Annotated in this window: 13 protein-coding genes; 1 reads left to right on the forward strand and 12 read right to left on the reverse strand. The window is 28.3% G+C overall.

Features of this window, described 5'->3' with window-relative positions:
- Nucleotides 1-7 precede the first annotated feature (7 nt).
- The 7 genes from gpmI to BST80_RS00095 form a co-directional block, all read right to left on the reverse strand.
- Nucleotides 8-1594: a 2,3-bisphosphoglycerate-independent phosphoglycerate mutase gene (gpmI, locus tag BST80_RS00065; protein WP_415745401.1), complete on the reverse strand. Its 1587-nt coding sequence runs from the start codon at nucleotides 1592-1594 to the stop codon at nucleotides 8-10.
- 44 nt (nucleotides 1595-1638) lie between these two features.
- On the reverse strand, nucleotides 1639-2451 hold the full coding sequence (locus BST80_RS00070) for a Cof-type HAD-IIB family hydrolase (protein WP_415745402.1): 813 nt from the start codon (nucleotides 2449-2451) through the stop codon (nucleotides 1639-1641).
- 102 nt (nucleotides 2452-2553) lie between these two features.
- On the reverse strand, nucleotides 2554-3363 hold the full coding sequence (locus tag BST80_RS00075; RefSeq protein ID WP_415745403.1) for a hypothetical protein: 810 nt from the start codon (nucleotides 3361-3363) through the stop codon (nucleotides 2554-2556).
- A 79-nt stretch (nucleotides 3364-3442) separates the two neighbouring features.
- Complete coding sequence (locus BST80_RS00080; protein ID WP_415745404.1) at nucleotides 3443-4453, reverse strand: NAD(P)H-dependent glycerol-3-phosphate dehydrogenase; 1011 nt, start codon at nucleotides 4451-4453, stop codon at nucleotides 3443-3445.
- Between the two features lie 11 nt (nucleotides 4454-4464).
- On the reverse strand, nucleotides 4465-5781 hold the full coding sequence (der, locus tag BST80_RS00085) for a ribosome biogenesis GTPase Der (protein ID WP_415745405.1): 1317 nt from the start codon (nucleotides 5779-5781) through the stop codon (nucleotides 4465-4467).
- Nucleotides 5782-6450, reverse strand: coding sequence for a (d)CMP kinase (cmk, locus tag BST80_RS00090; protein ID WP_415745406.1), 669 nt, complete (start codon nucleotides 6448-6450; stop codon nucleotides 5782-5784).
- A gap of 16 nt (nucleotides 6451-6466) precedes the next feature.
- The gene (locus BST80_RS00095) at nucleotides 6467-7168 is read right to left on the reverse strand and encodes a hypothetical protein (protein ID WP_415745407.1); all 702 of its coding nucleotides are present in this window, start codon (nucleotides 7166-7168) and stop codon (nucleotides 6467-6469) included.
- 111 nt (nucleotides 7169-7279) lie between these two features.
- On the opposite strand from BST80_RS00095, the gene BST80_RS00100 reads away from it, so the two are divergent.
- A complete protein-coding gene (locus BST80_RS00100) occupies nucleotides 7280-7525 on the forward strand; it encodes a ferredoxin (RefSeq protein ID WP_348736413.1) in 246 nt (81 codons plus the stop codon).
- A gap of 33 nt (nucleotides 7526-7558) precedes the next feature.
- Here BST80_RS00100 and BST80_RS00105 read toward each other — a convergent pair whose 3' ends face one another.
- The 5 genes from BST80_RS00105 to BST80_RS00125 form a co-directional block, all read right to left on the reverse strand.
- Nucleotides 7559-8068, reverse strand: coding sequence for a dUTP diphosphatase (locus BST80_RS00105; RefSeq protein WP_415745408.1), 510 nt, complete (start codon nucleotides 8066-8068; stop codon nucleotides 7559-7561).
- Nucleotides 8058-9617 (reverse strand): two-component regulator system yiem receptor component protein, encoded by a 1560-nt coding sequence (locus BST80_RS00110; protein WP_415745409.1) that lies wholly within the window; start codon nucleotides 9615-9617, stop codon nucleotides 8058-8060. The genes BST80_RS00105 and BST80_RS00110 overlap by 11 nt, the downstream gene beginning before the upstream one ends.
- A 57-nt stretch (nucleotides 9618-9674) precedes the next feature.
- Nucleotides 9675-11186 (reverse strand): AAA family ATPase, encoded by a 1512-nt coding sequence (locus BST80_RS00115; RefSeq protein WP_415745410.1) that lies wholly within the window; start codon nucleotides 11184-11186, stop codon nucleotides 9675-9677.
- A 13-nt stretch (nucleotides 11187-11199) separates the two neighbouring features.
- Entirely contained in the window at nucleotides 11200-11868 is a 669-nt protein-coding gene (locus BST80_RS00120; RefSeq protein WP_415745411.1) for a hypothetical protein, read from the reverse strand.
- A 90-nt stretch (nucleotides 11869-11958) separates the two neighbouring features.
- A complete protein-coding gene (locus BST80_RS00125) occupies nucleotides 11959-13035 on the reverse strand; it encodes a hypothetical protein (RefSeq protein WP_415745412.1) in 1077 nt (358 codons plus the stop codon).
- Nucleotides 13036-13253: the final 218 nt, after the last annotated feature.

Here is a 13253-nt window from a genome sequence, read left to right on the forward strand (position 1 = left end):
AACTAGGTTATGCAAGAAGTCTAATAATTAATGATGGTTGTGTCATTTCAGGGGGAATTTCTTCACCTAATAAATCTAAGATTGTCGGAGCAATATCAGCAATTGCCGGATTATCTTTTCGTAATTGTAACCCCTCTTTTGTAATAATAATTGGAACCAATTGTGAAGTATGCTTTTTATTAGGATCCCCTGTTTCATCAATCATAATTTCAGCATTTCCGTGGTCAGCAGTAATAATCATAATTCCGTTAACTTTCTCAATTGCTGCATAAATTTTGCCAAGACAATCATCAATAGCTTTAACTGCTTCGATTGCGGCTGGTAAGATTCCAGTATGCCCAACCATATCACAATTTGCAAAATTTAAAATAATAACATCAAATTCATTTCGATTAAGTTCAGCAATTAATTTATCATTAATTTCATACGATGACATTTCTGGTTTTAAATCATAAGTTGCTACTTTTGGTGATGGAATTAAATCTGCTGAAGCCCCTGGTAATGTAATTTCGGCTTGTGTTGCTAGACCATTTTTAAAATAATCTTTTCCACCATCAAAGAAAAATGTAACATGAGCAATTTTTTCTGTTTCAGCAATTCGCAATTGACGGTAACCTTTTTTACTTAATCATTCTCCTAAACCATTAATAACTTCAATTGGCTTAAAAGCAACATGTTTTGAAGCAACTGTTTCTGCATATTCCATCATTGAAACAAAATAAATATCATATAATTTTGGCATAAAATAAGTTTGTGCATCATTACCCGGAAAATTAGGATTTGTTAAAGCCGAAGCTATTGCAATAGCACGATCAGGACGAAAATTAGCAAAAAAGACAGCATCACCTGATTTAATATAACCTCTTGGAGTATTAATATTATATGCTGGCATTAAAAATTCATCATTACGGCCAGCTTGATATTCACGGTCAATATATTCTATTGGGTCACTAAATTCCGAGCCTTTTCTTGAAACTAAAACATCATAAGCAACCTGCACTCGGTCATATTTTTTATCACGATCCATTGCGTAATAACGACCACCAATGGTTGCAATTTCGCCAACTTTTAATTCGTTTTGTAATTGTTGAAATTGTTTAAGATAAATTTTAATACATTCTGGTTTCGTATCACGTCCATCACCAAAAATATGCAAGTAAATTTCTTTTACTCCTTCTTGTGCTGCTAATTTATAAGCAGCAAAAATATGGTTTAAATGTGAATGAACACCACCATCTGAAAATAATCCCATAATGTGAAAAGCACCATTATTTTTTTTTGCAAAATTAATTGCAGCTAAAAGTTCTGGATTTTGATTAAATGTTCCATCTTTAATTGCTTTATTAATTAAAGTTAATGATTCATATTTAATGCGACCTGCTCCTAAATGAATATGTCCAACTTCAGAATTTCCCATTTGTCCTTCTGGTAAACCAACTCATTCTCCTGCCGCATGTGCTGAGACTCATGGATATTTTGCTTTTAGCTTTTCAACATTGACCATATGCCCTTGTGTTACAGCATTTCCTTTTGAATCAGGTGCAATCCCTCACCCATCAAGAATTGCCAATAAAATTGGTTGTTTAACTTTCATTTTATTATTTCTCCTCTTTTTCTCTTTTCTTAACAATTATATAATTATTTTCTATTATTGAGAATATATTTTTCAATCATTTTTGCAACACCACCTGTTTCAACGGTTGTCGTTACTTCTTTTGCTATTGCCTTGATTTGTTCTTGACTATTCTCCATTGCAATTCCCAATCCTACATTTTTAATCATTCAATAATCATTCATACTGTCACCAATTGCCATCATTTCTGATAAAGCAATATTCCATTGGGATGAAATTCATTTCAAACCAGCTAATTTACTAATCTCTGGAGCATTTATTTCTGCTGTTCCTGAGGCATCAATTGCAATTTCAATATTTTGCCCACGAGCTGCAATAATAAAATCGTCGTTTTCATGAACATCCATTACAATACATTTATAACTTTTATTTTGAATTGTTAATGCAGAATCATATTGAATAAACTCTCCATCAAAAAATGCTAATTCAGGATTATTTTCAGCAACAGGATTAAAATTAACAATAACTTTGGTTAAATCATCAGTATAACATCATAATTTTTTATGATATTTTTTTGCCAATTGGAATAAAAAATTAACTTGAGAAGTAGACAAGGTTTGTTGATGAACAATTGTATGTGTCTTAATATCATAAATACATGCACCATTAAAACCAATAAAGTATTGATGAAAATAATCCATTTTTACTTTAATAGCTTCTGATAACGAAGTTAATACTGGTCGTCCTGTTGCAAAAATAACTCGTACCCCCATTTCTTGTGCTTTAATAATTGGCATAATATTTGCCTCGTGAATCCCTTGATGAAATGAACAAGCAGTTCCATCCATATCTAATGCAATTAATTTAATTTTAGTCATAATTCCCTACTTTCTATTAAAATCTCATAATTATATTGTAAAAGAAAAAACCATATTTTTAAATATGGTTTAAAAATTAAATTCTTAAACAAGAATTATCCCTTAAACAACTGCATTTGCATTTTCAGTTGCTACTTCATCTTTTAAAAGTCAATCTTTTAATTGCGGACGAAAACCATAAATAGCACTTATACAACCACCTAAAATAGCTAAAACAATTAAAATAGTAATAAAAACAGTTAATCAAGGACGTATTTTCTTTGCACAATTTTTACATTGACATTGAATTTTTTCAATATTTGCTTGATGTTTTTTGCTATTAGTTCCTTCTTGCTGCTTATCATCAAATAAATCGGGTGGTCATGGTATTCCAATATTCATATTTTTGCCAAGTCCAACTTTAATATTTGGATCAATTGGGGCATTTAAGAAATCTAATGGTTTAATTGAAGTACGATTTTGCATATTAGCAATTCGTTCAGCAATCGTTTGAGATTGAGTTTCTTGTCCCGATAATTGTTGTGAATTTTCTTGCATAGTATTTATTTGTTGGTTATTTTGTTGTTCTCAATTATTAACATTAGGAGAATATTGTTCATTTATATTTTGTTGTTGATATTGCGACGCTGATTGAGCCCCTTGGTTAGTACTAAGTTGATTATAATTTTGACTATTACCATTTTGTTGTTGATATTGTTGTGAACCAATATTTCTTGTTGATGAATATTGTTGTTGCGAAATATTTTGTCCGACCTGTCCAGATGTTACTGGATTATAATTTTGATTAGGTCTTTTTTGTTGATAATTTTGTTGTGAAACATTAAAATTATTTTCCTGGTTAAGAGAAGTTTGCTGTTGGTTACTTTCTGGTTTGTTGCCTAAACCATTGTTAAAAGAATGTTTAAAATTCATTTTATGCCCTTCCATTTCATCAATAATTACATACTCTTTATTTTTGTATAGTAATTATAACATAAAAATGGCCGCAATTTTAGGATAATATTGCTTTTGTAAAAACATTATTAATAATTACACTTGGTCGTTTATTATTATATAAAATATCATATAAAGCTTCAAATAAAGGTAATGTAATATTATTTGCACGCGCATCTAACACAATTGTTTTACAAGTTAAAACACCTTCTACTGTTTTTACTTGCTCTGATAAAACTTTTTGAGCATCATCAACTTGAGCAATTGCAAAACCAAGCGAATAATTCCTTGATTTATTTGAGGTAGTTGTTAAAATTAAATCAGCTAATCCTGCAAAGTTAAAAAAAGTTTCAATTTGAGCTCCTTTTGTTTTGGCAAAAAGTTGAATCTCATTTAACCCCATTGTAATTAATGATGCTTTAGCATTATCAGATTCATAAAGACCATTAAAAATTCCTGAGGCAATTGCTACTGCATTTTTTAAAGCAACCGCATATTCACTACCAATCACATCCGTATTAGCAAAAGTAACAAAATATTCATTATTAAACAAATCACGAACTTCTTGCGCAATTACTAAATCCTGTGAAACTGCCATAATACACGTTGGTTTTCGTTGTAAAACTTCTTTTGCAATGCTTGGACCATAAATACCTGCATATGCTTTTAAAATTTTTGGATTTATTAATTTTATAATTGATTTTGATAAAACTTCGTGTGTTTCAGGATCTAATCCTTTAGCAACATTAATGATAACAACTGGTTTTGTTACTGTTTGATTGATTTTCTCAATTATTAATTTAATAGCAACAACAGGAATTCCTAAAATAATATATTCAGCATCTTCAACTGCTTCAGCAAAATTTGTTGTGGCCTTAATTTCTTTATTAATTTTTAAATTACCAAAAAAATGACGATTTAAATGTTCGTTGTTAATATCATTAACTTCTTTCTTATCAATTCCATACATAATAACGTTATGATCATTATCTGTCAAAACATTTGCTAAAACTGTCCCATATGCTCCTGTTCCAATAACAGTAATATTTTTTTGTGTTTTTTTCATCATAATTTTCCTCGTTACTTTCTCTCTCTAAATAATATTTTAATTGGTACTCCCTCAAATCCAAAATATTCTCGAAGTTGATTTTCAAGAAACCTTTTATAAGAAAAATGAAGATATTTTGGATTATTACAAAACATAATAAAAGTTGGCACAACACCTTCAGGCTGAGTAGCATAATAAATTTTTAAACGCCCACCATTAAAATCTGGTGGTGGATTTAACAATTGTGCTTTTACTAAAATTTCATTTAGAACACTAGTTTTTACTCGCTGCGTTAAAACAACATAAACTTCATCAATTGTTTGAAATAAAATATGTAATCGTTTTTTTTCTAAAGCAGAAACAAAAACCATTTTCGCATAATTTAGATATTTAAAATATCCACGAATACTTTGTTCAATTTTTTTCATTGACCGTTCATTTTTTTCCATTACCGCATCTCACTTATTAACTACCAAAATAATTGGTTTATTTTGTTCAAATGCAATACCAGCAATATTTGTATCTTGGTCAGTAATAGGAACTGTCCCATCAATAATTAATAAAACAAGATCACTTCGTTCGATTGCACTAACAGCACGAAGAACACTATATTTTTCTAATTTTTCATAAACTTTCCCTTTTCTACGAATTCCAGCAGTATCAATCACAGTATAAAGTTGATTATTCCGTTTAAATGATGTATCAATTGAATCTGTTGTTGTTCCTGCAATTGGTGATACAATGGCTCGTTCTTCACCTAAAATAGCATTTGTTAAAGAAGATTTTCCAACATTTGGTTTACCGATTAAAGAAAAATGAATTCCTTCTGTTTTTGGTTGAACTGGAATTTGATCTAAATGAGAAATTACTTGGTCTAATAAATCACCAATTCCAATTCCATGAGTAGCAGATACAGCAATTGGCTCACCAAATCCTAATGTCATATATTCATACAATTCACTTTCTTTTTCTTGCTTATCATATTTATTAACAACTAAAAGAACCGGTTTTTTAGCACGATATAGTATTTTTGCAACCATTTCATCATCTGGGGTAATTCCTTCTTTGTACGATAAAACAAAAATAACAATATCAGCTTCTGCAATTGCAATTTCTGCTTGCATTTTAATCTCTTGTGCAAACATTGCCGTATTATTTAATGTAATTCCCCCCGTATCAATTATTAAAAATTCTCTTGTTAATCATTCTGAGAAAGCATAAATTCGATCGCGTGTTACACCAGGAGTATCTTCAACAATTGCAAGGCGATTTTTAATAACACGATTAAATAATGTTGATTTCCCAACATTTGGACGCCCTACAATTGCAACAGTTCCTTTTTGTGCCATTTATTTTCCTGCTTTCTTATAATTACATACTATTTCATAAATTTTAGTTACCGTTTGTTCAAATGTTAACTTACTACTATCCACAATAACTATATCAGGAGCAATTTTTAATGGTCCAACCGCTCGGGTTGTGTCAACATAATCTCGTTCTTTTAATTTAGCAGTAATTTCTGCCAAATTATTCGGAACAATATGGTTTTCTTGATTTTGATTTCATCGGCGGTTAGCTCGCGCTGTAATACTCGCTGTTAAGTAAATTTTCACTTCAGCATCAGGAAGAACAACAGTAGTAATATCTCGTCCAACAACAACATTACCTTTTTTAATCATTAATTTTTGTTGCAGGCAAACCATTGCTGCTCGAATAAAATCAAGTCCAGTAATTTTGTTGATATTATCCAGAACAAGATCAGTTTGCAACTTATCAGTAATATCTTTCCCATTGACATAAACACGGTTATTAATCACTTGATAATTAAAGTTTGTTAATTGTGCTTGTAACTGATGATGATTTGTAAAATTAACTCCAACTTTTACACAAAAATAAGTAAAAGCACGGTAAGTTAACCCAGTATCAATAAACTGATAATTTAGTTTTTTGGCCAATTCATAACCAGCAGAAGATTTTCCACTACCAGCGGGGCCATCAATCGCAATATTTATTTTCATCACCTACTCCTATTTTCTATAACATAAAGATTAAAACTAAACAAATAGCTAATAAAACAACAAGCAAAAGCATAGTACTAAATAACATTTTATAACCTGGTTTTATTTTTCGATAAACAACTAATACATTATTATGTTTTTCTTCTAAAAGAGCAATTGATTCTTTTAGCATTTCTGCTGTTGATCGTTGATCATTTTTACGCATATGTGCAATTGTACTAAATTCAATATTAGCTGAATTAATTTTAAAATCACTATTTTCTGCTTGAATTTTATCACTTACTCGATGATAAGTAATTTTTTCTGCTAAAATACTTTCTAAAATTGCTTGATATTTTTGATATGTTGGTTTATTTAACAATGTTTCAGCAATTAAAATATTATGCATAACATCACCAGCATATTGGTCATTTTTTTGATTAGTTTGAATTGTTGCTTTAGTTGTATTAACAACTTGTTCTAGCAATTGTTGCAAATCATATTTAAAATCAGATGGGTATGGTTGTTCATCTGGGTTTTTATCCAAATATGCTTTTTCTCAACTAAATTCTTGTTCAAAATCTGATTTAACACTACCAAAAAAATTATCATCAATAGCGTTTAACTTCGCCATGTAACTATTAATGACTTGACTAGTTTGATTAATTTCTTGATCAATCTCAATCTCTTTCTTAATCATTTCACGTAGCTGGGCAAATTTCTCCATTCTAGTTTCCATGTTAAACCTCCAACTTTTTTTAAACTACATTAAAATTATATATTATTATTAAAATTTTTGTTATTATTATTATTATTATTATTATAGTAAATAAATAATGGAGTGATAAATATGGCAAATCGTGATATATCAAAAAAAAGAACATATGTAAATACTGACTTATGTATTTCTTGTGGTAGCTGTATTATGATTGATGAAACTGAAACATTTTTTATGGATGATGATGGTTTTGCAAATACCATTGATAATGATAAGGAGTTAGTGGAAGCACAAATGGTGTGTCCAACAGCAGCAATTTTTATTAAAACATTAGAAGAATTTAAAGAAAATCGGAAAAGTAGTCTTGATACTGATTAAAAAAATGTTTTATAATTTTTATAAAAAATTTTTTTAATAATTATTTTCTTGGCGAGTAAAATTAATTTTATTTTTTTTATTATAAGCGGTAAGTAAATCATCTTCAGTAAATTTTAACTGTTCAGCAATTATTAAATACTGATTTAAAACTTTAAAATAAACTTCTGATGTTTGATTTTTAATTAGTTCTGATGCAACTGCAAAACAATCTAAATAAAGTTTTGTCAAATTAATATTTTCCTGACAACATTCATTATGGTATTGATATGTTTTAAAGTCAACGGTTAAACTATTACCAATACTAATTAAAAAATGAATTCCATCAATATATTCTTCTAATAAAATATCTTTTGCTGAAGCCGGTTTGACACTTCAATATTTAAAATCACGTTGTTCATTAATAAATTCTGCTAACTCAACTAAAAAAGCCAAAATTCGTTTCTCAAATGTTTCATTATCATTTAAGTTAAATTTTGTTAAAATATGCTTATCTAATTTTTTTTGGTTTTCTAACAAATAATTAAAAGTATTGTTACTTAACATTTTTGCTAATCTCCTTTGCAGTTCTCATTTGTCCTAAAATTGCTTTTGCATTAGGAACTTTATCATATTTCTTTACAATTTGCCCTGTTAACGAAGCAATTATTCGTTCTGAAGCAAATGGGTCACGTGGGTCATAAATTCAAGCATTATTAAAAATTGTTTCTACATTTTCTGCACCCATTGTCCCAATAACAATAGCATGAAAGCGATTCCGACGCTGTTTTAATAAATTTATCTTTGTTATTAAATCAGGTGATAAATCAGAAGTTAAAAAATCACTAATTAATAACAAATCAGCATTAAAATATTCATTACTATCCATTACTGTTAAAGTATGTTCTAATGCTGGCTCAACATCTGTATCCCCAGCAAAACTTTTTGACAAAAATTCAATTAATTTTGGTAGTGAATCTTTTAAAGAAGATAAATTATAAACATCTAAACTTTTAGAAAAATTAATCATGTAGCAAGGGCGATGCTCTGCTAAAGCAATTTTTGCAATTGCTAAAGCAAGAGCTTTCTCAATTTGTTCGGAACTACCTCGCATTGAAGAAGAGGTATCAATTGATAAAATGATTGGCCCTTTTTCTTCAGGAACATATGTTTCAATTGTTCGTAATTTAATTTGTTTTTTGGGAACTTTATCTTGTGATAAAAATTCAAATGTTGTTAATTTGCCCTCAATATATTTTTTATAAAAAATATATTTTAAAACTGGATCTTTTAATAAAACTAATTCGGCGGGAAACATATGTTCTAAATCTTTAGATTCAGTTGCTCCAATAATTTCTTCTGGTGAAGAACCAATTGGTTTTCATTCATAATCCATTACAATTTCTTCTAAAATTCGTTGTTCAATTAAATTACTTTCACCTTGAAAACGCCCTAATAATGTTGCAATTTCCATAATTGCTGGATTAGTTTCCAAAAATTTTGCAAATTTATCAATGACTGACATATTAACACCTTTTTTTAATTCTACTGGATTTCATATTTTGCCAAAAAAGTTTCATACTGTTTTTAATAAACTATTAGCTTTATTATAAATTTCCACTTTATTATATAAATCTTGCATAAACTTTGTTCTTAATTCTTCAATTTTTGCAAAACGATAATCATTAATTCTTTTAATTAAAATAGATTCTCAAATTCCAATAAAATCACGAAATAACATATTTGGATTATTGTTTTGTTTTTTATTAAATTCATAACGATAATAATTTAGCCGATCATAAAATGGTGAATTAACTTTAAATAAAAAATCTTGTGTTGAAGCATAATTCTTTTTTAAACCATCATAACCATTAACTTTAATCCAATGAAATAAATAAATTTCTTTTTCGATATTTGAATCTAACTTAATTTTCATAATTTCATTTTCAATTTGATGATCATAAAAATTATTAACAGCTTGGTCAAACATTTCACTTAATCACCGATTCGTTGTTTTCATCAGAGCAAACCTTGGATTAACTAAATCCGTATTTTTTAATGCTGTTAACTTACTAGCTAGTTGAACTCCCGCTTTTTGCTCTAAATATGGATTCACATTAAATCCTCCCTTGTTTTACTCATTTAATTTTTTGTTAATTGTTCAAAATTACTATTATTTATTTTTTTGCTCTGAATTTGAAAATTGTTCTAATTCTAACCAATTTTCATTAAAATTTATTTTATTATCACTAAAGGCATTATTAACTGCCAACATAAAACGTTCTTTAAAAAAGAGGAAATTTAAAGATAATAATCGTTCTTTTTCATCCGGAAAAGCAGTTGTTAAACTATCAATTTCTCGTTCAACAGCTAAAATTCTTTTTTCAAGTTTTGAATTATTATCCACTTTTGAATTCTTAATTTCAATTTTAATTTCTTCATTTGTTTTAATAATTTTAAAAGTACTATCATTAACATAACTAATCTCTGTTTGCAAAACATCTGCCATATTATCTAAATCTTCACCATAATATAATTCAATTAATGTGGGTTGTGTCTTATTATGACGAGCATCAATAAAATCTTCAACACGAATAAAACAAATTGGATACTGTTGATTTTTTCAAAAAATTCGGTGAAATGTTCCTTGTAATTTTCCATCAAAAACATCCAAATATTCACTTTTGCGACTATTAACTTCTTGAATATCTTCATACTGAGCTGATAATTCTTCTAATTCTTTGCTTAAATGATTCTTTTTTTCACGAACATCATACGTTAAAGCATCTAAATAAAATTCATTAAAAATAGCATTATATGTTTCTTCTTGTTGTTCATCATCTCAAATACAATATGGAATGACTAACCAATCAGCTTTATCAACTGTATCACGACCATTATAAAATGCTGAAGCTTTCATTAAATGAGCAATCTTCTTTCAACGACGATCTGAAATATAATATTCACCTTCAGTCGCAATATACATTGCTTTTCGAAATCGAGAAATAAAATCAAAGGTTACTGGTGTTATTTTAATCTTATTAATTTCTTTTCGTCATGTATCATATTCTTCATGTGTAATTTGTAAAGCTTCATCAACTTTTACATCTAATTCAGTTACTCCAGCAATCATATCATTAAAGTTTTCTTCGTCTTTTAACCCTTGTGCAATATAACGAATAATAAAACGGTCATATAACGCTTCAAGACCTTGTCCTTCTGCTGGCAACTCATTTGACGCTGAAATTAATAATTTCATTGGCACTTTTATATCTACTCCAGCATTACGAAAAATCTTTTCATTAATAATTGTTAATAAAGTATTTTGAATTGATGGTCCCGCTTTTCAAATTTCATCTAAAAAAACAATTTCAGCCGTTGGTAAATATTTATCAATTAAGCGCTTATACACTCCTTTTTGTAAATCTTCAATTGAAATTGGTCCAAAAATTTCTTCTGGTGTTGAAAAACGATTCATTAAATATTCAAAAATAGTACCATTTTTAAAAGCATGCTTTAAACGACGTGAAACTAACGATTTAGCAATTCCGGGTTTTCCTAAAAGAAAAATTGATTCACCACTTAGCATCGCTAACATTGCTAAATTAAAAATTTCTTCTTTTTCATAAACATTTTGTTGTAATTGTTTGGTTAATTCTTCTAATCTTTCTGTAAGTGTCATCATTTTCTTTTTTCCCCTAAACTTCTAAATTAATTCTTCGTTTAACATCATCTGATTTAACAATTAAGAGGCATGCTCCAACAATTCAAATAGAAGTAATTATTAGAACCAAAACAATAAAAACTAATAATCAAATATTAATTGGTTCAGTGGGATTTCCTTTAATACTTCCTAGAATCAATAAAATTGCACATAAAATTTCAACAAATAAAAAATATAAAATTGCTAACATAATATAAGCAATACCTCATCCATAAATAGCACCCGCAGTTCGGACCATTGTCATCGGAATAAAATATAATAAACTAAATAATAAACTAAAAAATAAAAACCCATAACTTAAAAGGTCTTTAACATAAATCTCAGCAAAAACTTTAATATTTGGATCAAGATAATTACTTAAAGCAACTAAAATTGCCTTTTGACCAATAAAATAAGCTAAAACAATTGCTAGTAACTGTCCAAAAATAATAAAACTTCGTCCCACTCATTCAAGTGGACTATCCCAAAACATTCGTCGTTGTGAAAAATCATTGTGCTGAGTTGGTGACAAATAACTAAAACGTTTCTGCTCCTGTTTAGATAATTCTTTAACTTCCTCCTCATATTTTCGGCGTTCTTCTTCAGTATCAAGCAACTCTAAATCTGGAAATTTACTTCCATATGTTGGCTTATTTTTAAACATTCTGTTCCCCCTTTGGTATTTAACCCTATTTTAATTTGTGTAAACATTTTAACATTTTCCCTAAATTTAGGCAATTAAATTATTTTTTTCCTATTTTTTAACAATCAAAATATTTGATATTTTTCCCTCAAAATATTTTGCTCCAAAACTTGTTACTTTAATATAATATCAATAATTACCTTCTTCTAAAAAGACATCATTAGCATCTAATTCACGATTATCTTCAGTCAAAATAACAACATTAAAATATTCACGGAAATTTACAATGTTATATCCATCTTTATTAACTACTTGTTGTAATTGTGCAAAAATACTGTTTATTGTTTCACCAATTGAATCATTTACTTTTTGAAAGCCTAGTTTAAGTGCACTATTATATTTTCTAATATTAACTGAATTTACAATTAAATCAACAACTGCTGTTCCACTAACAACATTATCATTTCCCACAGCAGTAATGGTAATTGCTTTATTCCCAGTTGGTAATTTTTCAACATTATTTTCTGAAATTCCACTAATTCTAAAATCACTATCTGTTAAATTTAAACCATATCTTGCAACTTGACTTAAAATACTAGTTTTAATTTGCCGATAAGCTTGTTGCTGTGTCCATGAACTATCTGCAAACAATGATGGTACTGTAAGATGTTCAATTGGCGCTGCTTTTACATAAATTGAATTAGTTGTGAATGTTCCTTGATAATTTAGTGATCCTTTTGTTGCTGTCACACTAGTATTATAGGTTCCAACTCGTAAATTATTGTTATTATTCCGTCCAACATTAACTTGATTTAACTTAATTGCAAACGAATTCCGATTTGAAAATTCAACGGGATAATTATTATCTTTATTTCCTGCTCCCATTGGATTATTATTTTCTCATATATTAACAACACCAATTATTTCTTCACGATAATCATTTTCTAAACTTGTTATTTTATCAAGGGTTGTATAATTTTCAAAAAAGTTAAAATCACTTTGTAAAACACTGAGATTATTTTTATCAACACCACGTCAATCTTTAACTACTTTAGACGCAACATCATATTGATAAGATAAATTATAGGTGTTACTGCTAGTACCATAATAAGAAAAACGTACTGTAATATCAATTTTTGGTAAAGTTAACAATTTATCTTGATATACTTTATTATTATTCCCACGCAAAGTTCCATTAATAGGTGACTGTTTTACAAAAACTGTTCCTTCAATTGTAGAAGCATTATTTGTAACACCAACAGTAATCTCTTTTACAATATTATCAATTTTAATATAGGGATTATTTAATTGCTTTAATAGACTTCTTGCATAACCTACTAAAATAATTGTAAATATTTTTAAAAAGATACTAATAGCAAATTATAATTTTAATTAATTATGTCTTT

Source organism: Spiroplasma sp. Moj, from assembly GCF_016082285.1.
In the GTDB taxonomy this organism is placed as follows: domain Bacteria; phylum Bacillota_I; class Bacilli_A; order Mycoplasmatales; family Mycoplasmataceae; genus Spiroplasma; species Spiroplasma phoeniceum.